The organism is Veillonella sp. 20925_1_51 (assembly GCF_041431445.1).
Classification (GTDB): Bacteria; Bacillota; Negativicutes; order Veillonellales; family Veillonellaceae; genus Veillonella; species Veillonella nakazawae.
The window spans coordinates 67,129-93,450 of record NZ_JAPVXT010000004.1; the positions used below are offsets into that span (position 1 = coordinate 67,129).

29 protein-coding genes and 2 riboswitches are annotated in these 26,322 nt (G+C 39.5%); of the genes, 23 read left to right on the forward strand and 6 right to left on the reverse strand.

Going from position 1 to position 26,322, the window contains the following annotated elements:
* Positions 1–35 precede the first annotated feature (35 nt).
* Complete coding sequence (locus O3607_RS05635; RefSeq protein ID WP_060923852.1) at positions 36–482, forward strand: universal stress protein; 447 nt, start codon at positions 36–38, stop codon at positions 480–482.
* Positions 483–664: 182 nt separating this feature from the next.
* Positions 665–955, forward strand: coding sequence for a metalloregulator ArsR/SmtB family transcription factor (locus O3607_RS05640; protein WP_005387769.1), 291 nt, complete (start codon positions 665–667; stop codon positions 953–955).
* Between the two features lie 74 nt (positions 956–1,029).
* On the opposite strand, the gene O3607_RS05645 is transcribed toward O3607_RS05640, so the two are convergent.
* Positions 1,030–2,019: an AEC family transporter gene (locus tag O3607_RS05645; RefSeq protein WP_178884426.1), complete on the reverse strand. Its 990-nt coding sequence runs from the start codon at positions 2,017–2,019 to the stop codon at positions 1,030–1,032.
* Positions 2,020–2,311: 292 nt separating this feature from the next.
* On the opposite strand from O3607_RS05645, the gene modA reads away from it, so the two are divergent.
* From modA to O3607_RS05660, 3 genes are all read left to right on the forward strand, one after another.
* The gene (modA, locus tag O3607_RS05650; protein WP_178884428.1) at positions 2,312–3,100 is read left to right on the forward strand and encodes a molybdate ABC transporter substrate-binding protein; all 789 of its coding nucleotides are present in this window, start codon (positions 2,312–2,314) and stop codon (positions 3,098–3,100) included.
* Positions 3,101–3,219: 119 nt separating this feature from the next.
* The gene (modB, locus tag O3607_RS05655) at positions 3,220–3,888 is read left to right on the forward strand and encodes a molybdate ABC transporter permease subunit (RefSeq protein WP_129823922.1); all 669 of its coding nucleotides are present in this window, start codon (positions 3,220–3,222) and stop codon (positions 3,886–3,888) included.
* Between the two features lie 8 nt (positions 3,889–3,896).
* A complete protein-coding gene (locus O3607_RS05660; RefSeq protein WP_178884430.1) occupies positions 3,897–4,526 on the forward strand; it encodes an ATP-binding cassette domain-containing protein in 630 nt (209 codons plus the stop codon).
* A 262-nt stretch (positions 4,527–4,788) separates the two neighbouring features.
* Here O3607_RS05660 and cytX read toward each other — a convergent pair whose 3' ends face one another.
* On the reverse strand, positions 4,789–5,982 hold the full coding sequence (cytX, locus tag O3607_RS05665) for a putative hydroxymethylpyrimidine transporter CytX (protein ID WP_295232453.1): 1,194 nt from the start codon (positions 5,980–5,982) through the stop codon (positions 4,789–4,791).
* Positions 5,983–6,037: 55 nt separating this feature from the next.
* Positions 6,038–6,143: riboswitch (TPP riboswitch) on the reverse strand.
* An 82-nt stretch (positions 6,144–6,225) separates the two neighbouring features.
* A riboswitch (TPP riboswitch) is annotated at positions 6,226–6,320 on the forward strand.
* 63 nt (positions 6,321–6,383) lie between these two features.
* On the opposite strand from cytX, the gene thiW reads away from it, so the two are divergent.
* The 3 genes from thiW to thiM are packed head-to-tail and all read left to right on the forward strand — an operon-like array spanning position 6,384 to position 9,227.
* Positions 6,384–6,863 (forward strand): energy coupling factor transporter S component ThiW, encoded by a 480-nt coding sequence (gene thiW / locus O3607_RS05670; RefSeq protein WP_265138495.1) that lies wholly within the window; start codon positions 6,384–6,386, stop codon positions 6,861–6,863.
* Positions 6,863–7,705 carry a bifunctional hydroxymethylpyrimidine kinase/phosphomethylpyrimidine kinase gene (thiD, locus tag O3607_RS05675; protein ID WP_287512803.1) on the forward strand — a complete coding sequence of 281 codons (843 nt, stop codon included), beginning with the start codon at positions 6,863–6,865 and terminating at the stop codon, positions 7,703–7,705. Before thiW ends, thiD begins: the two co-directional genes overlap by 1 nt.
* A gap of 4 nt (positions 7,706–7,709) precedes the next feature.
* On the forward strand, positions 7,710–9,227 hold the full coding sequence (gene thiM, locus O3607_RS05680) for a hydroxyethylthiazole kinase (RefSeq protein ID WP_371443528.1): 1,518 nt from the start codon (positions 7,710–7,712) through the stop codon (positions 9,225–9,227).
* A 256-nt stretch (positions 9,228–9,483) separates the two neighbouring features.
* Here the strand turns inward: thiM and rbr are convergent, their stop codons facing one another.
* Positions 9,484–10,029, reverse strand: coding sequence for a rubrerythrin (rbr, locus tag O3607_RS05685; RefSeq protein WP_060923843.1), 546 nt, complete (start codon positions 10,027–10,029; stop codon positions 9,484–9,486).
* Between the two features lie 603 nt (positions 10,030–10,632).
* Here rbr and O3607_RS05690 point away from each other — a divergent pair.
* The 7 genes from O3607_RS05690 to O3607_RS05720 all read left to right on the forward strand — a co-directional run bounded on the left by O3607_RS05690 (position 10,633) and on the right by O3607_RS05720 (position 14,518).
* Positions 10,633–10,836 carry a DUF951 domain-containing protein gene (locus tag O3607_RS05690; RefSeq protein ID WP_060923842.1) on the forward strand — a complete coding sequence of 68 codons (204 nt, stop codon included), beginning with the start codon at positions 10,633–10,635 and terminating at the stop codon, positions 10,834–10,836.
* Positions 10,837–10,845: 9 nt separating this feature from the next.
* Positions 10,846–11,877 carry a selenide, water dikinase SelD gene (selD, locus tag O3607_RS05695; protein WP_316120429.1) on the forward strand — a complete coding sequence of 344 codons (1,032 nt, stop codon included), beginning with the start codon at positions 10,846–10,848 and terminating at the stop codon, positions 11,875–11,877.
* A gap of 155 nt (positions 11,878–12,032) precedes the next feature.
* Positions 12,033–12,632 (forward strand): sulfurtransferase-like selenium metabolism protein YedF, encoded by a 600-nt coding sequence (yedF, locus tag O3607_RS05700; RefSeq protein WP_024064788.1) that lies wholly within the window; start codon positions 12,033–12,035, stop codon positions 12,630–12,632.
* 111 nt (positions 12,633–12,743) lie between these two features.
* A complete protein-coding gene (locus tag O3607_RS05705; RefSeq protein WP_060923933.1) occupies positions 12,744–13,001 on the forward strand; it encodes a DUF3343 domain-containing protein in 258 nt (85 codons plus the stop codon).
* Positions 13,002–13,113: 112 nt separating this feature from the next.
* A complete protein-coding gene (locus O3607_RS05710; protein ID WP_371443530.1) occupies positions 13,114–13,824 on the forward strand; it encodes an NAD(P)H-dependent oxidoreductase in 711 nt (236 codons plus the stop codon).
* Positions 13,825–13,976: 152 nt separating this feature from the next.
* Complete coding sequence (locus O3607_RS05715) at positions 13,977–14,216, forward strand: GlsB/YeaQ/YmgE family stress response membrane protein (protein WP_060923839.1); 240 nt, start codon at positions 13,977–13,979, stop codon at positions 14,214–14,216.
* 65 nt (positions 14,217–14,281) lie between these two features.
* The gene (locus O3607_RS05720) at positions 14,282–14,518 is read left to right on the forward strand and encodes a CsbD family protein (RefSeq protein ID WP_302209551.1); all 237 of its coding nucleotides are present in this window, start codon (positions 14,282–14,284) and stop codon (positions 14,516–14,518) included.
* A 70-nt stretch (positions 14,519–14,588) separates the two neighbouring features.
* Here the strand turns inward: O3607_RS05720 and ychF are convergent, their stop codons facing one another.
* Together ychF and O3607_RS05730 are read right to left on the reverse strand one after the other, a co-directional pair.
* Positions 14,589–15,695 carry a redox-regulated ATPase YchF gene (gene ychF, locus O3607_RS05725; protein ID WP_371443531.1) on the reverse strand — a complete coding sequence of 369 codons (1,107 nt, stop codon included), beginning with the start codon at positions 15,693–15,695 and terminating at the stop codon, positions 14,589–14,591.
* A 191-nt stretch (positions 15,696–15,886) separates the two neighbouring features.
* Positions 15,887–16,861, reverse strand: a complete 975-nt coding sequence (locus O3607_RS05730; RefSeq protein ID WP_371443532.1) for a diaminopimelate dehydrogenase — start codon at positions 16,859–16,861, stop codon at positions 15,887–15,889.
* A gap of 282 nt (positions 16,862–17,143) precedes the next feature.
* On the opposite strand from O3607_RS05730, the gene O3607_RS05735 reads away from it, so the two are divergent.
* Positions 17,144–19,366: an autotransporter outer membrane beta-barrel domain-containing protein gene (locus O3607_RS05735; RefSeq protein ID WP_371443533.1), complete on the forward strand. Its 2,223-nt coding sequence runs from the start codon at positions 17,144–17,146 to the stop codon at positions 19,364–19,366.
* A gap of 163 nt (positions 19,367–19,529) precedes the next feature.
* On the opposite strand, the gene O3607_RS05740 is transcribed toward O3607_RS05735, so the two are convergent.
* Positions 19,530–20,759, reverse strand: coding sequence for an LL-diaminopimelate aminotransferase (locus tag O3607_RS05740; RefSeq protein WP_371443534.1), 1,230 nt, complete (start codon positions 20,757–20,759; stop codon positions 19,530–19,532).
* A gap of 335 nt (positions 20,760–21,094) precedes the next feature.
* Here O3607_RS05740 and O3607_RS05745 point away from each other — a divergent pair, with 335 nt between their 5' ends.
* The 7 genes from O3607_RS05745 (at position 21,095) to O3607_RS05775 (ending at position 26,305) form a co-directional block, all read left to right on the forward strand.
* Positions 21,095–22,279, forward strand: a complete 1,185-nt coding sequence (locus O3607_RS05745; protein ID WP_371443535.1) for a multidrug effflux MFS transporter — start codon at positions 21,095–21,097, stop codon at positions 22,277–22,279.
* 142 nt (positions 22,280–22,421) lie between these two features.
* The gene (gene rpsF / locus O3607_RS05750; RefSeq protein ID WP_371443536.1) at positions 22,422–22,706 is read left to right on the forward strand and encodes a 30S ribosomal protein S6; all 285 of its coding nucleotides are present in this window, start codon (positions 22,422–22,424) and stop codon (positions 22,704–22,706) included.
* A 19-nt stretch (positions 22,707–22,725) separates the two neighbouring features.
* Positions 22,726–23,124: a single-stranded DNA-binding protein gene (locus O3607_RS05755; protein ID WP_004693797.1), complete on the forward strand. Its 399-nt coding sequence runs from the start codon at positions 22,726–22,728 to the stop codon at positions 23,122–23,124.
* 39 nt (positions 23,125–23,163) lie between these two features.
* Positions 23,164–23,394 carry a 30S ribosomal protein S18 gene (rpsR, locus tag O3607_RS05760; RefSeq protein WP_004693795.1) on the forward strand — a complete coding sequence of 77 codons (231 nt, stop codon included), beginning with the start codon at positions 23,164–23,166 and terminating at the stop codon, positions 23,392–23,394.
* A gap of 415 nt (positions 23,395–23,809) precedes the next feature.
* Positions 23,810–24,673 carry a substrate-binding domain-containing protein gene (locus tag O3607_RS05765; RefSeq protein ID WP_024065963.1) on the forward strand — a complete coding sequence of 288 codons (864 nt, stop codon included), beginning with the start codon at positions 23,810–23,812 and terminating at the stop codon, positions 24,671–24,673.
* Positions 24,666–25,472: a 4Fe-4S binding protein gene (locus O3607_RS05770; protein ID WP_129823815.1), complete on the forward strand. Its 807-nt coding sequence runs from the start codon at positions 24,666–24,668 to the stop codon at positions 25,470–25,472. Before O3607_RS05765 ends, O3607_RS05770 begins: the two co-directional genes overlap by 8 nt.
* Before the next feature lie 2 nt (positions 25,473–25,474).
* The gene (locus O3607_RS05775; RefSeq protein WP_024065965.1) at positions 25,475–26,305 is read left to right on the forward strand and encodes a radical SAM protein; all 831 of its coding nucleotides are present in this window, start codon (positions 25,475–25,477) and stop codon (positions 26,303–26,305) included.
* The last annotated feature ends 17 nt before the right edge of the window (positions 26,306–26,322 follow it).

Consider the following 26,322-nt stretch of genomic DNA (forward strand, 5'->3'; position numbering starts at 1 on the left):
TCCCCTTTGAGGGATTAGAAATAGGAGGGGTTATTATGGTTACCTACAAAACTATTGTCGTACCTACTGATGGTTCTGAAAATGCTAAACGTGCGTTGGAACATGCTCTCGCTGTAGCGGACCGCAACCATGCTGAATTGATTATTGTTCACGTTGCAAATATTGTGTCTGCTATTTCCAATTTCGATCAAACACCAATTTCCGGTGGCTACGTATCTGAACAAATTGCGGAAGATATGGAAGAAACTGGTAAAGAAATTCTTAACGATGTAGTGAAAGAAATTCCTACAGGTGTAAAAGTTAAAAGCGTATTCGAAGTTGGCTCCCCTGGCCCTGCATTGTTGGCAGTAGCTAAAAAATACAATGCTGATCTTATCGTAATGGGTAGCCGTGGCCTTGGTCCATTGAAAGGCTTGTTCATGGGTAGCGTAAGTAGCTATGTAACTAGTCACTCCACTTGCCCTGTATTAATCATTAAATAATTCATATCCTGTATAGATATGATATAAAAAGAGACTTTGTTTAAACAAAGTCTCTTTTTTAATATAATAAAAATGATATAATATTTATATATATGCCCCACGGGGTTACAAATGAGTAAGAACATAAGTAATATAAGAATGATACATAAACATGAATAGTGATTTAAGATATGGGGGATTATATGAGCGACAAACAAGAAGCATTGCTAAAGCTAGCAGAACTGTTTAAAATCTTGGGAGATCCTACGCGCCTTAAAATAGTAGAATTATTATTAGAAAATGAAATGTGTGTTAATCATATTGCAGAAACAATGGGAATGGGTCAATCTGCTATTTCACACCAATTACGTGTATTACGTCAAGCACGCCTTGTAACCTATCGTAAGGAAGGGAAAACTGCATACTACTCTCTAAACGATGATCATGTAGAAGGTCTCGTAAGAATGGGTATGGAACACGTATCTCATCAGTAAGTAATACGATAATTGTTTAAAGTGTACAAAAGGAGCCCTTTAAAAGGGCTCCTTTTTGTATAGGTATACTAGTATCAATATAATGGGAAAAGGTAATAGGCGATTGTAATAAATAGCGGCATAGTTACTGCCGATAGAATTGTGGTGCCCATAACGATTTGCGTAGCATATTCAGGATTATTCTTCATTTCAATAGCGATGAGTGCCATATTAATAGCTGTTGGGACACTGTAGGTAATGACTATAGTCTGTGCTGCTATTGGATGCATTGGGCCATAGAACATAATAAAGAGTATCGTAATAACTGCTGCGATAAGAGGGCTTACGATGAGTCGTAAGGATGTAGCGAGCATAACATCGGCCTTAAAGAAGTTTAATGGTGTTCTATTAATTTGAACCCCTAAGGCAATCATCGCAACACCAACAAAGGCATTAGCAAAAATCTTAAGAGGTGCAAAGAAGAAGAGGCCATGTAAATCAAAAGGCAAAAGCTGACAAAGTAATGCTAGAGGGATAGCGTATACCATTGGCATATGGAATACTACGTTTAAGGCATCTTTTGTGCTCAATCGGCCAGCACCAGCTTGGTAGAAACCATAGGTATTACTCGTAATGGTTTGTATAATCATGATAGATACAACGCTAACGAGGCCTAAGTCAGCATAGGGGGTTGCGCCATCAATGATATAAGGCACATTCGTAAATACGAAGATGGCAAGAGCAATACCCATATTTCCAACGTTATTAAACATGACGCAGTTTTTTAATGTTGCAATTTTGGCCACGTCATAGCCTTGGATTTTACCGACTATACCAGAAAGTATAGAGTTTAGGATGAGTACAACTAGTGCACAAAATACAATTTCTAGTGTGCTAGATGTAAATTTTGCTTCATACATGGCTCTGAATACAAAGGTTGGTAGTAGTATATAGAAATTCAATTTACTCAATGTATAGAGGTCAAGTTTGAATTTCCTATCTAGTATAAATCCTACGCCGATGAGTATGAAGATTGGGATCATAGAATTCATAAATATATGACCAATTAATTCAAATATATTCATTGTCTCACCTGGAGTTTCTCATTAATTATTAGAGTATCATTATATAGTATTTATAGTATTATCATACCATAGGATGTATTGTTTTGGGGCTTAAAAGTTGATTCATTATGATTACTTATCATATTCATCAGAAATATATATACAAATGTGAGCTTTTACATACATAATAATTAACAAATGTATAGTATAATGTGAATATATTGTATATTTAGTTTGTTCTTTGATGGTGTCTCTGCGGTTAGTAATCATAGCTTTCACAGTGTGGAGTCCAAAGGGATGCACAGGAGGAATTATGAAACGAATTCTATTAGTATTAATGAGCGTTTTCATGCTTGCTTTTCTAGTAGGCTGTGGTAACGATGCAAGCAAACCGGCAGAAACAGGTAAACCAAGCACATCTGAAAAGATTACTGTACAAGCTGCTGCCAGTCTTAAAGGGGCTCTTACAGAACTCGCTGATGCTTACAAAAAAAGCCATAATTTAGCAGATGATCAAATTGCTATTAACTTTGCTGGTTCTGGTACATTGCGTCAACAAATTGAACAAGGTGCACCAGCTAGCTTATTTATCTCTGCTGACGAAAAAAATATGAAAATGTTACAAGAGAAAGACCTTGTAACTGATGTTAAACCTTTCGTAACTAATGAGTTAGTTCTTGTAGTTCCAAAAGGGCAACCTAAAATTGAATTAAATCAAATTGCTTCTGTTAAACGTATCGTTTTAGGTAATCCTGAAACAGTACCAGCTGGTAATTATGGTAAACAAGTATTAACAAAATTAGGTGTTTGGGAACAAGTTGAACCAAATGTAGTATATGCTAAAGACGTAAAAGCTGTAACAGCATCTATTAGCCAAGGTGCTGGTGATGCGGGCTTCATCTACAAAACTGATGCCATTGCAGCAGGTGATGCCGTTCAAATTTCTGCAGTAACACCTGCAGACTCTCATGATCCAGTTGTCTATCCAATCGGTATTATTAAAAAATATGACAATGCATTGGCAAAAGATTTCTACCAATATGTAATGAGCCCAGAGGGACAAAAAGTATTAGAGAAATACGGTTTCTCCACTTCTAAATAAGGGTAAAACGCTAGCTCTCATGGCTAGCGTTTTCTTATGATACAATATATATATTATTATTGTTAGTCCTAGCTGGAAATATATGATTTCAGCATTATTAAATAGAAAGGGGGTATAGCATGAGTCCATTCTGGCTATCGCTGTGGGTGGCGAGCATTGCTCTCGTTATTGTTATCTTAAGTGGCTTAGCCGTTTGCTACTGGATGAATCGCTGTAAATGGGGCGGCATTGCTATTCTTGATGCTCTTATTACATTGCCACTAGTATTACCGCCAGTAGTCGTTGGTTTTGCGCTGCTTATGGTATTTACACCGGGCTATGCCTTTGGGGCTTGGCTTGAAGCTCATGGCATGAGTGTCGTCTTTGCCGCTTCTGGTGCTGTCATAGCCTCTTCTGTTATTGCATTTCCACTGTTTTATCAAACAGTACGTTCTGCATTGCAGTCCGTAGATCATAATATGGAGGATGTAGCTCGAACATTAGGTGCTTCAGAGCTACGCATTTTCTTTACCATATCTGTACCGCTCGCATGGAAAGGTATTTTAACAGGTAGTATTTTAGCGTTCTGCCGTGCCATGGGCGAATTTGGTGCGACCATCTTGATTGCTGGTAATATTCCAAAGGTAACACGCACTATGCCATTAGCTATCTACTCCTATGTAGAGGCCGGGCAGTACATGGATGCCTTTGAGCTCGTTATTTATATTTGTGTTCTTACATTGGCGTTACTGAGCGGGATTCATCTTATTACAAAAGGTTCCTTGTTCCGCCATACAGATAATAATTAGGAGGTTCTATGATTACATTTTCTTTTACTGTAGCTAGACCTTCTGTAACTGTGAAAGCTGAGGGTACATTGACTTCTGGGATTACTGTATTGACTGGACAGTCCGGTAGTGGTAAAAGTACGTTCATCAAATGTATTGCAGGCCTCGTAAAACCCACAACTGGCAGTATTCAATGTGATGAAACAACGTGGGTTGATCGGGATAAAAAAATCTGGGTACCTGCTCAAGACCGTCAAGTAGGCTATATGCCACAAGGTAATATCGTATTTCCTCACTTGTCCGTAGAAAATAATATTACCTACAGTAAGCGCGGTACACCTGAGATGTGCGATACGCTATTACAACGTTTAGGTTTAGAAAAATACCGCCATACTAAGGCGGGTAGCTTATCTGGTGGTGAGCAACAACGGGTTGCATTAGGTCGTGCGCTCTACTCTAAACCGACTATTTTGCTCCTCGATGAGCCTTTATCTGCACTCGATTGGAACTTGAGAAAGCAAGTTCGTGAGGATCTCGTATCTATCATCCGTGAATGGGATGTACCTTGCGTATGGGTTACCCATGATGAAAGCGAAGCAGAAAGCGTAGGAGATAGACACTGGACCTGTGAAAACGGGCTTATTACGATTGCTGAATGATGATAAACATTTAAACCATATGGTTTTGATACAGTGATAAAATACTTTAAAATTAAATAGAGATACATAAAACACCTTCATAATCCTATGAACTACATGCCAAAAATTGGACACAATTTTGAGATGTATAGTTCAGTAACTAGTGGATTGTGAAGGTGTTTTCTTTTTAGATAGTTGATAGCAATGATAGCAGTGTACTTACTATTATCTTTAATCTTTAGTATTGAATTAGTACGTTTATAATAGATGTTACTTGCTAATGCTACTTAATTTCTGTTGATATGTGCGCTGTTTTACTTATAAATCCAACGATAGTTGTAACGACAAATGCCATTGTAAAGGCTGGTAATGTAGAACCTATTGTGCTTTCACTATGTAACATATAGTGGTATAAACCAACGGATACCGCCCAGATTAGTCCTCGTACGAGATAGGCTGAAAGTGTTTGTACTTGTTGGCGATTGATAAAGTAGTCCGCCAATAAGATGGCAATCATCGGCGCAAATACAGAGCCGATGAGGTATAGGAAGTCTGTAATATCATCCATTGGATAGAGAATAGCTGCAATAGTGCCCACAATAGTAACGATGACGGCGATACCTTTACTAGAGGCACCATTATAGATAGTTGTACTAGATACGCCTGCAGAGTAAGCGTCCATAAAGGTTGTAGTAACGGTAGAGAAGATGATAACGATGAGGCCCGCAATGCCAAGTCCTGCATTCATCATGATAGTAATGATGGAGTCGCCACCGCCAAAGATTGCGGCACTAAGACCTAAGGTGTACATAACGATACTTGTTACAGTGTAGACTGTAGCACTTGTAAGTGATGCGGAGAAAGGTTTTTTACTTTCTCGGGTATAATCACTGATGAGAGGTAGCCAAGATAGTGGCATGGCAATAGATAATTCAAGGGCAGCGATGAAACTCATATTTCCGCTAGTTAGAAGGCTAGCCTCACTAGGCCACTGCGATATCATGTGAGCGCCCATGTAGAGGGTGAGTCCTAGCAATAGAACAGATACGATGGCTTGAATATAGCCCGTATTGTGGAGGCCGATGAAAAGCCATAGGATGACAAGTGCTCCAATAGCTATCGTCCAAATCATAGGGGATAGAGGTGCTAGCTCTTGTAAGGCTAGCATAGCATCGTAGATCATGATGCTAGTCCAGCCGATAAGTTGAAGCATATTTAAAAAGGCAAAGCCTTTAGCTCCTAGTGGTCCAAAGCTGAAAGCGGTAGTATTCATACTGCCTTGCCGTAAACGTCCACCGATGAGGCCCGCTCCAAAGAGCAATATACCGCCGATGATATGCCCTAGTATGATGGCATATAGACCTTGGGTGAGCCCTAAGGGTGCCAAATAAGTTCCTGTCATAATTTCCGCTATAGATAGAGCGGCGCCAAACCATATCATGGCGAACTGTGGTTGTGTAATGTATGTATCTTTCATACGTCCTCCTTGCCTGGAAGTCATAGAAAAAGCCGAGTCCCAAAAAGGAACTCGGCTATTAATCCTCTATGTTCCCTACGTTGGCATTATCCAAATCAGGTTATGGGTTAAAGCGATAGCTTACTCTCAGCCCACTCTTGTGAGCACCCCGTTATGGCTTCATTATATGCGGATAATAGGAAACCGTCAATTCTTTTTGTTGCATAGATTGTATAATGATGTTATAACTAGAGTATAAAAATATATTGCCACTAGGGGTGCTTTTGCTGAGATTGACCATTCAAAACCCTAGACCTGATCCAGATAATACCGGCGTAGGGAAGTGGAGTGCAACATAATACTAAACTATTACGAGACCATTCCATTTGGAGTGGTCTTGTTTTTATATGTTTGGAGGTATTATGAAAAAACTGATTATTGCTAGCATATGTGTGGCCTTAGGTGTAGTATTATCTACTACATCAATTCCTGTTGGGCCGGCTCGTATTTTTCCGTTTCAACATATGATTAATGTTATCTTAGCCGTTGTGGTGGGGGCAAGATTTTCCGTAGGTGCAGCCTTTAGTACATCTTGTTTACGGAATGTATTGGCACTAGGTTCTCCTTTAGCCTTTCCTGGCAGCATGATTGGCGCTTGGTTATCGGCTTATTTATATAAGAAATATAACGCTCTATGGGCGGCAGCTCTAGGCGAAATCATTGGTACCGGCCTTATCGGTGCTCTTGTGAGTTATCCTATAGCCAATTTCTTGTTAGGTAAACCTTTGGCATTGTTGACTTTGATTACATCCTTCGCCATGAGCTCTGTAGCAGGTGCTTGCATTGGTTTTATAGTATTACAAATCTTATCTCGTCGTCATCTATTACATAAGGAGGCATAATGAAACTACATACTGCATTGACAATTGCTGGCACTGATCCTAGTGGTGGTGCTGGTATTATGGCCGATTTGAAATCCTTCCAAAGTCGTCACGTATACGGCATGGCTGTTGTTACCTCTGTGGTAGCCCAAAATACGACGGGCGTACATCATGTAGAACATCTGTCGCTAGAGAGTATTGACCTCCAATTACACGATGTGTATTCTGACATTGAACCTCAAGCCGTTAAGACGGGCATGATTGCCTTGCCGGAGATGATGGACCTTATCTATCCTTATGTGAGTAAACCAATTCCTTATGTAATGGATCCCGTTATGATTGCTACTAGCGGTGACCGACTCGTATCAGATGAGGCAGTAAATTTCTTAAAATCTAAACTTATTCCGACGGCTACAGTGATTACACCTAACCGCAGTGAGGCTGAGGTCTTAGCGGACATGTCTATTGATTGTGAAAGTGACATAACAACTGCGGCGAATCGTATCTTACAGGACTTAGGACCTCAAGTAGTTATCATTAAAGGCGGTCACATCGGCGAAGATGCAACGGATTATGCTTTCACTAAAGATGGTAGCGTCCGTACTTGGACAAGCCCTAAATATGATACGGTACATACTCATGGTACAGGCTGTACCTTCTCTGCAGTGATTACGGCGGAGCTTGCAAAGGGCCGTGATGTAATGGATGCCATTGGTATTGCCAAGGACTATATTGCACTCGCCATTAAGCACAATCCCGGGCTAGGAAATGGCTGTGGTCCCGTTAATCATATGGCTTATGGACTTTTATCTAATGGACCTGAAACGATGGATGAGCTCTTGAAAAATGACGAGAGGAGATAGTGATATGACCTATGAAAATCCATATATGAATGGTCAAATTTGGCCTGAACTCAATATATTAGAAATCTTGCGCCAGAGAAACCCTCTCGTTATTTGTATTACCAATGATGTGGTGAGGACCTTTACAGCTAATGGTTTACTCGCCATTGGCGCATCGCCTGTGATGAGTGAGTGTAGTGAAGATTTAAAAGATCTTATCGTTCATGCATCGGCGCTACTCATTAATATTGGTACTCTTACCCCAGACAAAGTTAGTTACTACAAAGATGCCATAGCACTGGCGAAGAAACATGAGGTTCCTATCGTTTTAGATCCTGTAGGTTGTCATGCTGGTGCTTATCGTTTATCTGTGGTGTTAGATTTGATTAAGATTGGCAACATCTCTCTATTACGAGGTAACCAAAGTGAAATCAAAGCTATTTATGATGCGTTAAGTCCCGATGATACGGCTAATAATTCTACTGTAGGCAAAGGTGTAGATGGAGCACAAGTTGAGGATAGTGCTGTTATTGCTTATCGACTCGCACGTCTTATCAACTGCCCCGTTGTAGCAACTGGCGAAGAGGATTATGTTTCTGATGGAGCTCGGGTGTTTGCCGTACCGCATGGTCATCCTATTATGACAGCTGTAACGGGAACAGGTTGTCTATTAGGAGCTGTTTTGGCGGCTTTCTTTAGCGCTTATTATCCATATAAAAACAGACTATCTATCGGTGAGTTTCTCGCCTATGCATTGGCTTACTATGGTTTGGCCGGTGAAAGTGTAGTGCAGGTAAGTGGCGTGCAACCTGGTAGCTTTAGTGTAGCCTTTATGGATAGCTTATATACACTCGATGATGCAGTGCTTATGTCTGAAAATCGTATACGCCCTATAGTTGTGCCAGATCAATTAGAAGTATATTTCATCAGTGGTACGCAAGATGTGGAACTGAATGAAAATCGTTTGCTCTCTATCGTAGAGGACGCTTGTCGAGGCGGTGTGACTTGTTTCCAATTTAGAGAAAAGGGCGTAGGTACCTTAGTGGGGCAACAGAAACTAGAGTTAGCCCAACAGTTAAAACAAATTTGTGCAAGGTACAATGTACTCTATGTTATCAACGATGATGTAGACTTGGCAGTAGCTGTTAATGCTGATGGCGTTCACGTAGGACAAGAGGATATGAGCCTAGAAGCAGTTCGTAATCTTGTAGGACATAAAGTAGTTGGTATTTCTATTCACTCTGTGGAGGAACTTCATAAGACTGATGTAATCTACGCTGACTGTGTAGGCGTAGGACCTATGTACGCCACAAGTAGTAAGCCTGATGCACAAGAGCCATGTGGACCGGAGCGTGTCGCTGAACTACAAGCAGAAGGCTTGACCTTACCATGTGTTGGTATTGGGGGAATAACTTTAGACAATGCGAAGCCTATACTAGAAGCAGGAGCCTGTGGTGTTGCCATCATATCTGCTATTGCTCATGCAGATAACCCTTATGAGGCGGTACAACAGTTTAAGCATTTAGTGGATAGTACTAAATAGTTGCTATTACTATAAGATAATTTATGGATTATTACGCTCTATTAGCAATATAAACACGGCATATAATCAAATAAAACACAACCAAAATATAACCTTAATAGCGAATAGAACACAAAAAAAGACGATGACCTAAGTCATCGTCTTTTTGTTAAGGAAGTTGTTAGTACTTACTGTAAGATTATATTGTACTTACAGGTGTGTTTAATTTAAATCTGTACTTACAGGTTGTTAGTTTAGTTAGTGTCGTATTTACAGATTAGAAGGATTCAACCAAACGTTGGAAGAAAGCTTGTGGGTGAGCACATACTGGGCAAACTTTAGGAGCTTCTTCACCAATGTGTACATAGCCACAGTTAGCGCAGATCCAAGCTACTGGTTCGTCGTTAGTGAATACTTTGTTACCAGATACTCGAGCTGCTAATGCAAGGTAACGAGCTTCATGACGAGCTTCGATTTTACCAACTTCGCGCATTTGGTAAGCGATTTTTGCAAAGCCTTCTTTTTCAGCTTCGTCAGCGAAATCTTTGTACATTGTAGTGTGTTCGTAGTTTTCGCCAGCTGCTGCATCACGAAGGTTAGCTTCGATATCGGAAGATACGTCGCCACCATGAAGAGCTTTGAACCACAATTTAGCATGTGCGGATTCGTTGTGAGCTGTTTCTTCGAAATAATCAGCGATTTCGTTCATGCCAGCTTTACGAGCTGCTGCTGCGTAGAAAGTATATTTTTGGAATGCTTGGGATTCGCCAGCGAATGCTGCTTGAAGATTTTTTTCAGTGTTAGAACCTTTTAATTCTGCCATTTTAATACTCCTTTGTACTTACGATAATTTTCAAATTTGTTACTTAACTTATATATTCATAACCACTTGGTTGTGAATTCAAATAATAGAATACTTATTCTACAATTTTCGTGTGCGACTTCGCCTTAGTAAGAAAACTTATTCTTAGATTAAATAGACACTTGCCTAACTCTTAAAATAGTACTTACCGATTTTTGTTTTTTCGGCACTTGCCGTCTTAACAGTTTTATATACAATGGGATATCCGTATACTTAACGAATAATCATTGTTGACTATATTGTAACATACTAAATGAGAAATGCAAGTGTTTTTGTAAAATTTATTTCGAAAATTTTCTAAATGATAAATATTATCAATGTAGTAAAAATGCGGTTTTTTAAAGGTTGAATAGTACAGGGTTTATAAAATAAGTTCATTTTGATATTGAGAATGATAACTAAATGAAAAATCATTATTGATTACGTATTAATAATCTTTTGTTAAATGTACTAATAACTCCCCATAAAATAACTATATAACTATAGAATTCTGATATGTTTATAGAACATTGTATTTTTTGTATAATAAGTATATAAATACTGAACGATATAAAAGGAGGCGCTATGGCATTTGTTAGATATTATATAGGCGATGTGGTAAAAATGAAAAAGTCACATCCCTGTGGCAGTGATGAATGGGAAGTTAAGCGGATTGGTACAGACTTTCTCATCGTATGTAATGGTTGTGGTCATCAACTCTTGATGCCGCGCCCAAAATTTGAAAAGGCAGTTAAGAAAATCGTATCTCGATTGCCTGAGAATGAATAAGGAGGACGGATGGTACGACTCACTGATTACGTAACAAGTGGGGGCTGTGCGTGTAAGATTGGGCCTCATATATTAAATCGTGTATTAAAAGCAGTGACACCTGTTACCAATGAACACGTACTGGCAGATATGACAGGTGCTGACGATGCAGGGGTATATAAACTTTCAGATACACTAGCATTAGTGCAAACATTAGATTTCTTTACGCCCATGGTTAATGATCCTATTTTATTTGGTAAAATTGCGGCTGCTAATGCTTTGAGTGATGTATATGCTATGGGCGGTACGCCTTTAACGGCTATGAATATTGTGGGGTTCCCTGTGCCTCTTGTTGAACAAGGTATATTAACAGATGTATTAAACGGAGCGGGATCCATCGTGGCTGAATCTGGTGCTGCCATCGTTGGTGGTCACAGCATTGAAAATAAAGAGCCTATCTTCGGTATGTCTGTAACAGGGCAAGTGAATCCAAATCGAATTTGGAAAAATAAAGGGGCTCAAGTAGGGGATGTGCTGATATTAACTAAGCGAATTGGTACAGGGATTATGAATAATGCTCTAAAAGGTGATTTGTTTCCTGTAGGTACTGAGCAGGCCGTCGCTAGCATGAGTACGTTAAATCGGGTGGGGGCAGAGGTAGCGCATAACTTTACCGTTCATGCTTGTACTGATGTGACTGGTTTTAGTCTCATGGGGCACTCCGTAGAAATGGCTAGTGCCTCCGATGTGACAATACATATCAAGGCTTACGACATTCCTCTCTTTGATGATGTCATCGAAGCGGCTCAAATGGGATTAGTACCAGCTGCATCCTATGGGAATCAAAAAGCTATAACAGACGTTCAAGTAGATCAGGCTTTGGACCCTGTATGGACGGATATTCTCTTTGATCCCCAAACCTCGGGTGGCTTACTCTTCTCTGTGCCTGCTAGTGAAGGTAATAAATTGGTTGAGGCCTTACACGAATCTGGCATTGACTGTGCTAGTATTGTTGGTACTGTTGAAAGTTTCAGTGGCCTAGCGGTACGTGTTACAGAATAGATTTATAAAAAATAGGTTTTCTACTATTGGCTATCGATATTTAATTACAATATCATTAGCTGATAGCTGATAGCTGATAGCTGATAGCTGATAGCTGATAGCTGATAGGTAATACTTTTACAAAACATATAATGTATATAATATAGAGGTGTATGATGAGCAATACAAATGAATTAACTGTAGATGTACGTGGTAGCTTGTGTCCAAAACCTGTGATTGAAACTAAGAAGGTTAGCGATGCGAATCCAGATGCTGTTATTACTACTATTGTAGATAATGAAGTGAGTCGCGATAATGTAGAAAAGTTTGGCAAGTCTCGTGGTTATGGTGTGGCAATCCGCCAAGATGGTAAGGATTTCTACCTCACTATGACCCCTAATGCAAATCCTGTTACAGAAGCGAGTTGCGAACCGATGAACTATGGTAACCGAGTTATCTTGATGACAAAAGATTATCTTGGTGAAGGTAGTGAAGAGCTTGGTAGAAATCTGATGAAAACCTTCTGGGTGTGCATGGTAGAAGCAGATGTGAAACCATCTAAGATCTATTTCATTAATAGCAGTGTTAAGATGGTAACTAAGGATTCTGTTCATTTGGAAAATATTAAAAAACTAGCTGACGCAGGTGTTGAAATCGCAGCCTGTGGCATTTGTCTCGATTACTTTGGCGTAAAAGAAGAGCTTGGTGTAGGTAGTATCACAAATATGTACGCTATTACGGACTCTATCCTTGGGGAGAATGTAGTTAAGTTATAATTCTTAGCACTATCATTTTAACGGACCGATTTAGACGAGACGCCTTAGCTTTAAATGGATAGTCAATGTTATAACAATGTAATGGTATATGCTGTGGTAGGAGGTGAGGCCTTGGAAAATAAAAAATTGTTAGTCGTCTTTACGTCCTATTATTTTGGCGATAAAGCAGACAAGATACTAACAGAATTAGAGGTGCCTCATCAATTGATGGCTACACCTCCAGAGCTTTACGATATGTGTGGTTTATCTGTGCAAATAGATCCAAGTATTGTAGAGCAGGTTCAGACTATTTTAAAAGAACATAAGATCAGTACATCTGGCCTCTTTTGGTATGAAAAAGGTGAGCTGGCAGTACCATATAAAGCCTAGACATCGTCTAGGCTTTTTCTTGTTTTTTATTAAAATTTGGATCCTTATATAATTTAACGGCTAACTATGATACTATAGATATATGATATTTTTTATCATTATGGAGGTATATATGAGCAAGTATGAAATAGAAAATGTAAAATTAACCGCTCCAAAATTGGATCGTAACGATTTAGAATATGCTATGACCTATCGTTATGCATGTAAAAAGTTTGATAGCAATAAGAAAATCTCTGAAGAAGACTGGAATGCTATTCTTAATGCGGCACGTTTGTCTCCTACATCCCTTGGCTTTGAGGCTTACCAATTGTTGGTGATTCAAAATCCAGAAATTCGCGAAAAAATGAAAGCTCATGGCTGGGGGATTTTAGCAGGTCTTGAAGCTAGTCATGTAGTAGTTATCTTGGCGCGTAAAAAAGTTGATCTTGAATTCGATTCTCCATATATTCGTCATATTCAAGAAGAGGTTAAACAATTACCTGCTGAAGTTGATGCAGCATACCGTGAGAAATATGCTCAATTTACTACAAGTGACTTTAAAACCTTTGAGTCTGAACGTGCTGCTTTTGACTGGGCTTCAAAACAAGCGTATATCGTTATGGCGAATATGATGACTATGGCGGCGTATGAAGGCTTAGATTCTTGTCCATTAGAAGGCTTCAATCAAGATGACATGACCGCACTCTTAGGTGATGAACTTGGTCTGTTCGATACTAAACACTTTGGCATTGCTGTAATGGCTGCCTTTGGTTACCGTGATGAAGAACCACATCGCAATAAAACGCGTCGTACAATGGATGAAATTGTAACAGTAGTTGAGTAGATCATATATGTAGAACTAAATCGAAATTCTTCATTTAATCTTTAGAATTGAATGTTATATTATAAATATACACAAACTCTAAAATATTTATAAATACTGTATTATTTGATAGGATTTATGAATATTTTGATTGAATAGGAAGGAGTGATTATATGTTATGGTCAATTATTGTTGGTGGTTTTATTGGGTTCCTAGCTGGTGCCATCACTAACAAAGGCGGTGCAATGGGCATTATCGCTAACGTTGTTGCTGGTTTAATTGGCTCGTCCGTAGGTCAGTCCCTATTTGGTACCTGGGGTCCTAGCTTAGCAGGAATGTCCTTAATTCCATCTGTATTGGGTGCAGTCATTGTTGTTGCTGTAGTCTCATTTTTCTTCGGAAAAAAAGGATAGCCCTCTACTTGTAACAGTAGATTTTATATGGTTAAACGTGATTTTACATGAAAGGAGTCACAATTATGGCATTAGAAGATAAATTAGATCAAGTTAAAGGTGCAGTAAAAGAAAATGCAGGTAAATTAACTGATGACAAACAAATGCAAACAGAAGGCGCTGTTGAAAATACAGTAGCAAAAGTAAAAGATGCTGCTGATAGTGTTGTTAATGATATCAAAAAAACTGCTGATGATGCTAAAGACGCTGTAGAAGGTGCGATTAGTGGCCTTAAAAATGCATTGGGCAATGATGACAAATAAAGCTATTTTTAGCATTAAAAAAACCAGTAAATCGATCGATTTACTGGTTTTTTATTGTTATTAATTTGTATTATACGTTGAAGCGGAAGTGTGTTACGTCGCCGTCTTTCATAACGTAGTCTTTACCTTCTAGGCGTACAAGGCCTTTTTCTTTAGCCGCATTTTGGCTACCGCAAGCTTGTAAGTCATCGAAGGATACGATTTCAGCACGGATAAAGCCTTTTTCTATATCGGAGTGGATTTTACCAGCCGCTTGAGGTGCTTTTGTGCCGTTTACGATTGTCCAAGCACGAGCTTCCATTTCGCCAGCTGTGAAGTAGTTGATAAGACCTAAGAGTGCATAACTTGCCTTGATAAGTTTAGTTAAGCCAGATTCTTCAAGGCCAAGATCTTCAAGGAATGCAGCGGATTCTTCTTCAGATAACTCTGCAATTTCGGACTCGATACGAGCAGAAACAACAACGATGCCAGCGCCTTCGTTTTTCGCATATTCCTCTACGCGTTTTACATATTCATTACCGGAGTAATCAGATACTTCATCTTCAGAAATGTTAGCTACATAAAGAGATGGTTTTGCTGTAAGCAATGTTAACTCTTTGATCATTTCTAATTCTTCTTCTTCGAGACCTTGTGCACGAACTGGTTTTGCTTCACCTAAACCTTCGATGATGCGTTCCAGCAATGGTAACTCCGCACGCGCATCTTTGTCGCCGGATTTAGCGATTTTTTCAATACGTTGTTTACGTTTTTCAACGGACTCAAGGTCTGCAAGGCAAAGTTCAGTATTGATGATTTCGATGTCGCGGATTGGATCGATAGAACCTGCAACGTGAGTAATATTAGGATCCTCGAAGCAACGGATAACTTGAGCAATGGCGTCTACTTGGCGGATGTGGCTAAGGAATTTATTGCCTAAACCTTCGCCTTTGGATGCGCCTTCTACGAGGCCTGCAATATCTACAAAGCGCATAGCTGCAGGAAGGATGCGTTTGGAGCCGAACATTTCAGCCAATACAGCTAAACGATTGTCTGGAACATCAACGACACCTACGTTTGGCTCGATTGTACAGAATGGATAGTTGGCAGCTTCAGCGCCTGCTTTTGTAATAGCGTTGAATAATGTACTTTTACCAACATTTGGAAGGCCTACGATGCCTACTTCTAAATTTGTGCTCATGGTACCACCTTTTATTAACTAATTGATTTCGTTCTTTGTGAAAGCTTCCGTAGAAACTCTATCAAATAAATATTATATCATATAGAAGCTATAAATTTGTACTAAAAAAGTGACACTACTAGTCACATAGGTGACTAGTAGTATCACTAAACAAAATCCCACACACTAGTGTGGGATTTTTGTTATATATCTTATAGAGAGTGAGCTCGTAATTCTTCAGCAGAATGAGTGGAAATCCAAGCTGGTGGAATGTCGAATACTGTGTAGCAACCTGTGCCGCCGTGTTTAGCAAGACGGTAGATACCACGTGCATAAGCAATAAGTGCAGAGCCAGTGAATTCAGGGTTGGAGTCAAGTTTCAAGGAGTACTCAATAACATGACGTGTGCCGTCAGTGCTTTCACCAGAGCGAAGAACGAAGCCACCATGTGGAATACCTTTATGGTTGCGATCAAGTTCTTCTTGAGAAATGAAGTTTACTACTGTTTCATAACCTACGAAGTAGTTTTCCATAGTTTTGATTTCGTTTTCAATTTTAGCTTTGTCAGCATCAGGAGCAGCTACTACATAGCACTCACGAAGGTGACCTTTGTAGCCATCAACGTCTGGAGTTTCACCATTGCGGATTGCTTCAAGGTATTGTTCTTTAGGAACAGTGTATTGACGAGCATCAAGAACACCATCGATACGACGAATAGCATCGGAGTGACCTTGGGAAACACCACGGCCCCAGAATGTATAAGATTTACCTTGAGGCAAGATGCTTTCAGCATATACACGTTGTAAAGAGAACATGCCTGGGTCCCAACCGCAAGAAATCAATGTAGCAGTTTTAGCTTCTTTAGCTACTTTGTCTACATTAGCAAAATGCTCAGGAATACGTGCATGTGTATCGAAGGAATCGATACAGTTGAAGTATTTAGTTACCATTGGAGTTTGTTCGATAAGGTCTGTTGCAGAACCACCACAAAGAACCATAACATCGATTTTACCTTTGAAGTTTGGTAGATCCTCCATAGTATATGTAGGAACACCAGAAACTGTTTCTAAACCTTTACGTCGAGAGAATACACCAACAAGCTCCATATCAGGTTGTAATTTTACGGATGCTTCAACACCACGACCTAAGTTGCCGTAGCCAACGATACCAATACGAATTTTGCTCATATTAGCCTCCTATATAAATCGAGAAATTTAATTATTAACATTCTTATTATAGCACAAAATAAATGTATTTGATATTTTTCTATAGAATTTATTGCGGTGGATTAGAGAAGCACTTAATACATAGAGTGGGACATCGATTTTGGTACAACTATATCGATACATTGCGTGTTGTTATAAGGGGCAAACTAAAAATCATATGAGTAAAAATTGACACATATACCCTCGGTCTAGATACAATTGAATTAGCTCTATTTATAGTTTGAAAGTTAGAGAAGGTATGAGATGATAAGAAAGGTAAACGCTGCTGTTATAGCGGCATTGATCGTAACAGGTGCAAGTGCTTTTACCATGGTATCCGCTACGACTGTTGAAAGTCATACAGATGGCAAATCTATCGGTCTTAATTTGTGGGGGGAAAATAAACACTTTACAGATGACTTAACTGTCAATGTATCTGGTCTTGGTGTGAATGGTAAAAAATACCATAACAATGTGACTGGGATTTATGCACTTGATGGTACACAAGTAGCTATCGACAAGAATGTAACCGTGAAAATTACGAATCCAGCACCGGCGGAAAGCGGAGAAAAACGCAGACCTGATTTGGCACATTATTACATGAGTGGTATCTATGCTGGGTATGGCGGTTTAACCAGTGATGGTGACAATGATGATACGCGTGTAACTGTAAAAGGCAATGCAAATATCGATGTAGTCGGTGTTGGTTTGCAAGCTAATAAAGACGGTTATATCCGTGTGCTGGGTGGGGCCGATATAAAAACAAATCCACTTGATACATCTGATACGTATTCTGCTTTATCTGAAGAAGGATTTGTCTATGTAAATACTGGTATGGATGGCTTAGAACCAGGCACTAATGATGTGAAAATGTATGGTAATGTGGGTTTTTTAGATAAAAATTATGGTATAGAGAAAAATCCTCATAACCATGGTTCTGAAATTTCATTAGGCTTAACGACACCCAATTCTAAATTAGTAGGGGGTGTGCTTAACGAATTTGATGAAAGCAATAATAATCCGTATCATGGTGGTTTGCGATTATATTTACAAAATGGTGCTACATGGCGCAATGAATGGTTAGGTGCTGAGCGCGTATATCCTACGCAAGGTCGCCCAGATAATGCAAACTATTTATATACTGGTAGCCGTGTAGAACATTTCATAGGTGGTAAAGATGCAGCTAGCAAAGGTATTATCCAAGCTGTAGACGCTCGTCCTATTACAATTAATAACTATGCTGGTCATACAGCTATCGATTACGAAAAGGGTGCTCCTGCATCTGCACAAGGTAAAGGCCAAGTAGTTATCAATCATGCTGAAAAAGGCTCATCTGTAACTATGCACAGTTCTGCAGAGGCCCTTAAAGGTTATGCAAATATTAATAATCCTAGAGGTACATTGCACCAATTAGCAAATAAGTTAACATACACTAACTTTAATAAAGGGGAACGTAATTTAGGTGTAAATGTACAGGTTGATAGTGGCCTTATTAGTCCTACATACTCTACTAATCTAGGTACAGAAAGCTTTGCTATCGATGGAAAAGCTAGCGTTACGGATCAAGCTGTGATAACAACTCGTGAAAGTGAACTTGTATCTGGCGCTAAGAGTGCACTGGCTGCCTCTATGATGCAAATGAAAGCAGATACAAATGATTTACAACGCCGCCTCGGTGATGTGCGTCTTAATTCTGATAAACATGGTGTATGGGGTAAATACATTGGTGGTAAGTCTAAAATTACAGATGATGCCTATGTAAATCAAACGTACAACATGGCGCAAGTCGGTTATGATACATTGCGTGGTGACTGGACTGTTGGTGGAGCTTTACTATACGGCACAAGCAATAATGATTACGCTCTCGGTTCTGGCTCCGGCAAGACGGCTGGCTTAGCTGTATACGGTGCTAAACAATTTAAGGATGGCCGTTATTTAGACATAATTGGCAAAGTGAACCGTTTGAAAAATGATTTCACTGTACGCAATACCTTAGGCACTACGTTGAGTGGTGATTATCGTAATACAGGGGCGTCCTTAAGTGTTGAATACGGTAAACGTATTAAAAAGGACAATGGCTTTTATATCGATCCTAATGCGGAATTGACGTTCAGCCGTTTGTCTGGTGAAAGCTTTGATGCACGTACCAATACAGGCAGCACAGTACATATTGATTCTGATGCAGTAAATTCTGTTATTGGTCGCATTGGCGTAGGGATTGGCAAGGAAAGTAAAAACAGTAATGTATTCCTTAAAGCTGCGTTAGCTCATGAGTTCTCAGGTAAAATGAATGCTACGTACAGCATGACTGGTGAGCCAACTACAGGTAGCGAAGTGAACCTAAAAGATACATGGCTTGACCTTGAACTCGGTGGTTCTTGGAGCGTACGTCCTAATACATATATTTATGGTACTTTCACTAAAAACTTTGGTGCTACTGTAGATAACTCCTATCGTATTGATGCAGGCATTCGCCATAACTTTTAATAGATAGATGATAGTACTCATAATAAGGTTCTAGCAATTGGGGCTACTATTAACATATCTACTATTAATTATAAAAACTAAATAATCATATATATTAAGGCATAGAAAAGACCGATTACCTTCCTATTATAGGATTGTAATCGGTCTTTTAGTTTTATAGGTATTAGAATTGTAACGTTTTAATTCTTTCAACGGCGCGAATTGTATTTTCACGGCTACCGAAAGCTGTTAAACGTAGGTATCCTTCACCGTGAGGGCCAAAGCCAGAGCCTGGTGTAGATACGATTTGAACTTGTTCGAGCAAGATGTCGAATAATTCCCAACTAGTCATGTTGCCAGGAGTTTTTAGCCAAATGTATGGAGCGTCAACGCCACCGTATACAGTAAGGCCGATAGATTCGAGACCTTCTTTGATGATGCGAGCATTTTCTTTGTAGTATGCAATGTTAGCACGAGTTTGTTCGCGGCCTTCTTTTGTGTATACTGCTTCAGCACCACGTTGGATGATGTAAGGAACACCATTGAATTTAGTGCATTGGCGACGGTTCCACATAGGGTTTAGTGGTTGGCGTTCACCGGATTTAGTTTTGCCAGTTACTTCCTTAGGCACTACAGCATAAGCACAACGTGTACCTGTGAAACCAGCAGTTTTGGAGAAGGAACGGAATTCGATAGCTACTTCGCGAGCACCTTCGATTTCATAGATGGATTTTACAGTGTCTTTTGTACTGATGAAAGCTTCGTAAGCGGAGTCGAACATCAAAATCGCATCATTATCTTTACACCATTTAATCCATTCTGCTAAACGAGCACGGCTTAAAACAGTACCAGTTGGATTGTTAGGGGAGCAAAGATATACGATATCTACACGTTCAGAAGGAAATTCTGGAGAGAAATTGTTTTCTGCGTAAGTAGGAAGGTAGACAACCTTTTGGAAGATACCATCTACAGCTTCGCCAGTACGACCGCCCATAACGTTAGAGTCTAAGTATACTGGGTACACTGGATCAGTAATAGCGATGATGTTATCTTCGCTGAATAATTCTTGGATGTTACCAACATCAGATTTTGCACCATCGGAAACAAATACTTCATCAATCGCAATGTCTACACCTAATGGTTTGTAGTCGCCATCAACAATAGCTTGACGTAAGAAGTCATAACCTTGCTCAGGGCCGTAACCACGGAATGTTTCTGCTTTGCCCATTTCTTGGACAGCCTTGCTCATAGCGTCGATAATTGCTGGAACAAGTGGTAATGTAACATCGCCGATACCAAGACGAATGATATCTGCATCTGGATGCGCTACTTGATAGTCTGCAACCTTTTTAGCAATATTTGCAAATAAATAAGAACCTTGTAGGTTTAAATAGTTTTCATTAATATTAGCCATGATGACTCCTTTTTATAATCAGATTTCTCTATATATAGTAAATTATATAGAATAATGACGCAAGGATTTTCTATAGAATTTCTAATTTATATAAATATTGTTTTAGTTTATCACTATAAAAGGGCGTATTATGGAGAATTTATTACTCGAAACCATTTATTTTATAATTCCTTTTAGAAATTTCATTTATGATGTATAATAAACAAAATTTTGCGTAGTATTTTACTACGCTTTTTTGTTGAAAAATATCAAAACTATATAGCATTAACATTGTTTTTGATATAATTTAAATACATACATATTATAGTGCGATTTTACATGAAAGTGGTGTCTTTATGCTGACGATTAGCAATAAAGGATGGCTTTTTACTTCTATATTAAGTGCATTGATGGCGTTTACGTCATTGTCGACGGATATTTATTTACCTGCCATGCCTGAGATGGGGCGAGATCTTAATGGTGATGCGGAGCTAACGTTGACTGGTTTCTTAATAGGTTTTGCGCTAGCCCAACTTTTCTGGGGCGCCGTTAGCGATAAAATTGGACGTAAGAAGCCACTGATTATGGGGGTAGTTTTATTTATCATTGGTTCTGTGGGTTGTGCATTGAGTTCATCCATGATGGAGTTGCTGGCTTGGCGCGTGTTCCAAGCATTTGGTGCTTGCGTAGGACCTATGTTATCACGGGCTATGATTCGCGACTTATACGGTCGGACTGAAGCTGCTAAAATGTTATCTACCTTAGCTATTGTTATGGCCATAGCGCCTATTGCAGGGCCGATGCTAGCAGGGCATCTACTTGTATGGTATACATGGCATGCCATATTCTGGCTATTGGTCGCTATCGGTATTCTGATGCTCGTTGCCGTATTAGTCATTCCTGAAACACATCCTGTAGAGAAGCGTAGTAAAAAGTCGATAAGTCATACCTATAATAATTATTGGATTTTATTACGTAATAAAGGCTTTATGAAATATACGCTATGTGTTAGCTCTTTTTATATTGCTATCTATGCGTTCCTAACGGGTTCTCCTTATGTATATATTGATGTTTATGGAGTTCCTAAGGAATACTTTGGCTATCTCTTTTCTGTCAACATTATTGGCGTAATGTTACTAAGTGCTATTAATCGTCGTATTGTAAGCGCTATACGACTCGATAGGTTGTTGCGATATGCCACATTATTCGCTGCCATTTGTGTATCTGTTGTAATGGGCTTAATGATTGTGGGCTATCATTCCCTGTGGTTAATCGTTATTGGCTGTTTCTTATTCTTCTCCATGAATGGTATCATTGCAGCTGTAACAAATGCCTTAGCATTAGATCGGGCAGGTAGAATGGCAGGTTCTGGGGCAGCACTCCTAGGTGCCATGCAATATGGTAGTGGCATTATATCATCGTTGATCCTTACCTTTTTACCAAATGATACGGCAGACCCTATGATGGGTGTAATTGCAATATTTGTAATTATTTGTGCTATTATCGCTTTTCCTGAAGATGAAAAATATAATCGCATATAATAGTGGTGAAAGCAAGGGCTTAAATTTGAGCTCTTGCTTTCATTCTTTTTTTAGGTTATAATAGTAAGGCTTATTGATGGTAAGCACTTCCTACCCCTATGTGTCGATAGGGGCATTAGTCCGAAAGAGGAGGTGATTTTGTATGAACAAATACGAAGTCATGTTTATTGTGAAACCAGCTGATGAGGAAGCAACTAACGCTGTTATTGAAAAAGTAGAAGCTTTAATTGCTCGTGTAGGCGGCACAGTAGAAAAGGTAGATCGTTGGGGCAAGCGTCGTCTTGCTTACGCTGTGAAGAAATTCACTGACGGTTTCTATGTATTGATCAACTTTGAAGCAGCACCTGCTGAAATCAAAGAAATCGATCGTGTATTGAAAATCAACGATGAAGTCCTAAGACATCTAATTGTTAAACACGAAGCATAATTAAAGCCTGGAGGAAAACATGAACTCTGTACAAATTCTAGGTAATTTAGCTCGTGATCCTGAAGTACGCTATACCAAAACTGGTCGTGCGGTAGCAACTTTCACAGTAGCTGCAACTAACACCTATATTGATTCCACAACAAATGAGACGAAAGAACAAACTGCTTTCATCAACTGTGTTGCATGGGGTAAACTTGGTGAAGCGGCAGGCAATCTTCGTAAAGGCAGTCGTTGCTTTGTAGAAGGTCGTTTGCAAACTCGTTCTTACGAGACTCAGGACGGTCAAAAACGTTACGTTACTGAAGTAGTAGCGAACTTTGTGGGCCAATCCCTTGATATGAATACTAATTCTTTCGAAGGTGGGTCCAATTTTGATAGTTTCAGTACAGGCGGCGATGACGAAAACATCCCGTTCTAGTGTCAGGGACTCCTACTAATTCGAAAAGGAGGATTCGCAATGAGAAGAGATAGAGGCAGAAAGCCAAGAAGAAAAGTATGCGTTTTCTGTGCAGACCATATCGATCAAATCGACTATAAAGATGTTGCTAAACTTCGTCGTTTTACGACTGAACGCGGCAAAATCTTACCTCGTCGTATTTCCGGTACTTGCGCAAAACATCAACGCAAATTGACTACATCTATCAAACGTGCACGTGCAATCGCTTTATTGCCATTCACTGCTGAATAATTGATGAATCAAGGCGGTACAACCATTTGGTTGTACCGCCTTTTTGCGTTCTTTTTGCAATATTGTCTTATAGTGAATTTTAATCTTAAATGGCAATAGGTGCTGCAAAGAGTCTAATATAGTCTATAGAGCTGATTATCCTTGTTTACTATGCACTGAGCGTATAGCGGGATTTTAACTTCATTAAACCTAAAAAATAGCATATTCATCATATGCAATAAATATTCAATAATATAGATATGGAGAGGATATCTTAAAATTTTATAATAATACCTTTAAAAACAGTATTTACATGACTAATCTGTATAATTAAATTAATTAAACTTATACATATCATCATCAAAACTTATGGTTTTTATACTATAATATGAGCATATGCTTAGTACTGTAAAGTTCAGTGAAAGGTGGTAAGTACATGGGATTTTTGAAAAAGGATATATCCCGTCGCCAGTTTATTGGTGGTGCTTTAGCTTTAGCAGCTGCATCAGCGGTGCCGTCGTTTATACGAGGCGCTTACAAGCCAACACAGTCTGACTCATTGCAAGTGTGGACTTGTGGCGGTTTATCGGAAGCGTTCCTTGATTTAAACCAAGTTTATACAATGCACACGGGGCACAATATTCAGTATACTGGTGCCTTTGCAGGGGCTATTGGTAAATCCTTGTTGGCTGAGAAGAGTCGCACAGAAGTCTTTGGGGCTCGCGGTTTAGATCTAGCGAAAAATATGCGCAAAAAAGGCGTAAGTATTGCTTTTGAACCATTATGTTTTACGGATTACGTTATCGTTACACCTAAGGGGAATCCCGCAGGGATTCGAGACTTGAAGGATATGGCCGAGCCTGGTGTACGCGTTATGTTGCCCCTAGGTGCATCTCCCCCTGGTAGTGCATCTGTAAAAGGAATCATGAAATTATCTGGTTTGACCGATGGTATTATGAAAAACTTAATGGCTGAAAATGCTTGTGTAATTTCCATGATGTGTGACCTCGTAGAAGGTAAAGCCGATGTATCCATCATTGAAAAACGCCTTACCACACATGATCGGTTCAAGGATCGTATAGAGTACTTCTCCATACCTGCACAATTTGTGCCACCTGCACCGCTCACTTTCACTATTAATACAATGAAATATGTACAAGATCGTGCGTTGGCTGCCGATTATATTGAATTTACACGGTCCCAAGAAGGACAACAAATCTTAGAAAATCACGGGTTCACATCCGTTCATAGTGCGAGAGGTCTCGATTTGATAGAAAGGTTTGGTGTAAAAGATGTGTAATCAATGTCCGTCATCTACAACCTATGGAACTCAAGTTAGTTCTGGTGTATCTGGGAAACAAGCCCCTAAGAATTTAACGCTTTGGCGTCGTATTGTACAGTTTATCTTCCTCTTCATTATGGGAAAATGGGTATACTATGGCATATTCCGATGTCCTTATATTGTTCCCTTTGTGAACTGTGAAAGCTGTTCTATAATTACCTGTTGGGGCCGCATCACGACGTACTTTTATGCGTGGTGGATTATCTTGCCGATTATGGTCATCTTCTTTGGACGTGCTTTCTGTAGCTGGTTCTGTCCAAGTGGTTGGGTTAACCAAATGCTGGGAAAAATATCTATGGGACCACTAAGAAATCGTAAAAATTATATGCGATTCCTTCAACTCGGCATGGTAGCAACTATAATTTTAGGGCTTGTAGTATATTTTAAATTTGGTAATCCTCGCATTATGATTCCAATTCGGACGAGCGATGAATATTTTAATGCTGTTATTTTATCTATGCAGTTCTCCGAATGGTATTGGGCGGCTCGTACTATAACGGTCGTCTCTATTATTGCTGGTTCCCTTATTATCGCCAATGCTTGGTGCCGCTTTGTATGTCCTTTTGGGGGCGTAATGGAGTTGCTTCGCAAAATTTCTATTTTTAGAATTTTTAAAACAAATGATTGCGATAACTGTGATGCGTGCTTGCGCGTATGTGAAATGGGAACACGACCAAATGAAATGAATTGCACCAACTGTGGTGATTGCTTACATGTTTGCCATAAAGATGCTATTAGATTTGGTCGGAAAGGTTAATTATGAAAGAAATTCAAGGACAAAGTTTCCTACAAAATCATCCTTGTTACAACAAGGCCGCTTCTGCTAATTGGGGTCGTTTACATTTACCAGTAGCGCCGAATTGTAATATTCAATGTAATTATTGTAATCGTAAGTACGACTGTGCGAATGAAAATAGACCAGGCGTGACGCAGCATGTCTATACGCCACAAGAGGCAGCTGCCTTTGTGCGCAAGGTGTTTGATGCTCGTCAGGATATCTCTGTAGTAGGTATTGCAGGTCCTGGGGATCCTATGTGTGATGCAGACAAGACACTTGAAACCTTCCGCCTCGTGAAAAAGGATTTTCCTCATGTCATGCTTTGTTTATCTAGTAATGGTTTGGCAGTGCCTGATTATGTTAATGACATTGCTGACTTAGGAATTACGCATGTAACGATTACGGTTAATGCTATTGATCCTGAGATTGCAAAACATGTATATTCCATGGTTCGCTATGAGGGTAATATCTACAAGGGAATCGATGGGGCCCGTATTTTATTAGAACGTCAGGCTGAAAGTATCCGGAAGTTAAAGGAAAAGAACATCATTGTTAAGATTAACACCGTAGTAGTGCCTGATGTAAATATGGACCATGTACCAGCTATCGCTAAACAAGCGGAATCATGGGGTGTCGATTTGATGAACTGTATTGCTATGATTCCGGTTCATGATACGGCCTTTGAAAATCATAGGGGCCCGACTTCAGAAGAAATCGATAACATGCGTCAATTTATTGGTCACTATGTGCCGCAAATGACACACTGCAAACGCTGCAGAGCTGATGCTATCGGTCGTTTGTGTGAAGCGTAGAAGTATAAAAGGCTATA

Coding starts and splice junctions, on each gene's coding strand:
- rpsF (WP_371443536.1), top strand. CDS start 22,422: ATGAACAAATACGAAGTCATGTTTATTGTGAAACCAGCTGATGAGGAA.
- O3607_RS05740 (WP_371443534.1), bottom strand. CDS start 20,759: ATGGCTAATATTAATGAAAACTATTTAAACCTACAAGGTTCTTATTTA.
- O3607_RS05745 (WP_371443535.1), top strand. CDS start 21,095: ATGCTGACGATTAGCAATAAAGGATGGCTTTTTACTTCTATATTAAGT.
- thiW (WP_265138495.1), top strand. CDS start 6,384: ATGAAAAAACTGATTATTGCTAGCATATGTGTGGCCTTAGGTGTAGTA.
- selD (WP_316120429.1), top strand. CDS start 10,846: ATGGTACGACTCACTGATTACGTAACAAGTGGGGGCTGTGCGTGTAAG.
- O3607_RS05715 (WP_060923839.1), top strand. CDS start 13,977: ATGTTATGGTCAATTATTGTTGGTGGTTTTATTGGGTTCCTAGCTGGT.
- modB (WP_129823922.1), top strand. CDS start 3,220: ATGAGTCCATTCTGGCTATCGCTGTGGGTGGCGAGCATTGCTCTCGTT.
- rbr (WP_060923843.1), bottom strand. CDS start 10,029: ATGGCAGAATTAAAAGGTTCTAACACTGAAAAAAATCTTCAAGCAGCA.
- O3607_RS05660 (WP_178884430.1), top strand. CDS start 3,897: ATGATTACATTTTCTTTTACTGTAGCTAGACCTTCTGTAACTGTGAAA.
- O3607_RS05730 (WP_371443532.1), bottom strand. CDS start 16,861: ATGAGCAAAATTCGTATTGGTATCGTTGGCTACGGCAACTTAGGTCGT.
- yedF (WP_024064788.1), top strand. CDS start 12,033: ATGAGCAATACAAATGAATTAACTGTAGATGTACGTGGTAGCTTGTGT.
- O3607_RS05755 (WP_004693797.1), top strand. CDS start 22,726: ATGAACTCTGTACAAATTCTAGGTAATTTAGCTCGTGATCCTGAAGTA.
- O3607_RS05690 (WP_060923842.1), top strand. CDS start 10,633: ATGGCATTTGTTAGATATTATATAGGCGATGTGGTAAAAATGAAAAAG.
- O3607_RS05645 (WP_178884426.1), bottom strand. CDS start 2,019: ATGAATATATTTGAATTAATTGGTCATATATTTATGAATTCTATGATC.
- O3607_RS05720 (WP_302209551.1), top strand. CDS start 14,282: ATGGCATTAGAAGATAAATTAGATCAAGTTAAAGGTGCAGTAAAAGAA.
- rpsR (WP_004693795.1), top strand. CDS start 23,164: ATGAGAAGAGATAGAGGCAGAAAGCCAAGAAGAAAAGTATGCGTTTTC.
- O3607_RS05775 (WP_024065965.1), top strand. CDS start 25,475: ATGAAAGAAATTCAAGGACAAAGTTTCCTACAAAATCATCCTTGTTAC.
- O3607_RS05635 (WP_060923852.1), top strand. CDS start 36: ATGGTTACCTACAAAACTATTGTCGTACCTACTGATGGTTCTGAAAAT.
- O3607_RS05735 (WP_371443533.1), top strand. CDS start 17,144: ATGATAAGAAAGGTAAACGCTGCTGTTATAGCGGCATTGATCGTAACA.
- modA (WP_178884428.1), top strand. CDS start 2,312: ATGAAACGAATTCTATTAGTATTAATGAGCGTTTTCATGCTTGCTTTT.
- thiM (WP_371443528.1), top strand. CDS start 7,710: ATGACCTATGAAAATCCATATATGAATGGTCAAATTTGGCCTGAACTC.
- O3607_RS05710 (WP_371443530.1), top strand. CDS start 13,114: ATGAGCAAGTATGAAATAGAAAATGTAAAATTAACCGCTCCAAAATTG.
- thiD (WP_287512803.1), top strand. CDS start 6,863: ATGAAACTACATACTGCATTGACAATTGCTGGCACTGATCCTAGTGGT.
- ychF (WP_371443531.1), bottom strand. CDS start 15,695: ATGAGCACAAATTTAGAAGTAGGCATCGTAGGCCTTCCAAATGTTGGT.
- cytX (WP_295232453.1), bottom strand. CDS start 5,982: ATGAAAGATACATACATTACACAACCACAGTTCGCCATGATATGGTTT.
- O3607_RS05765 (WP_024065963.1), top strand. CDS start 23,810: ATGGGATTTTTGAAAAAGGATATATCCCGTCGCCAGTTTATTGGTGGT.
- O3607_RS05640 (WP_005387769.1), top strand. CDS start 665: ATGAGCGACAAACAAGAAGCATTGCTAAAGCTAGCAGAACTGTTTAAA.
- O3607_RS05770 (WP_129823815.1), top strand. CDS start 24,666: ATGTGTAATCAATGTCCGTCATCTACAACCTATGGAACTCAAGTTAGT.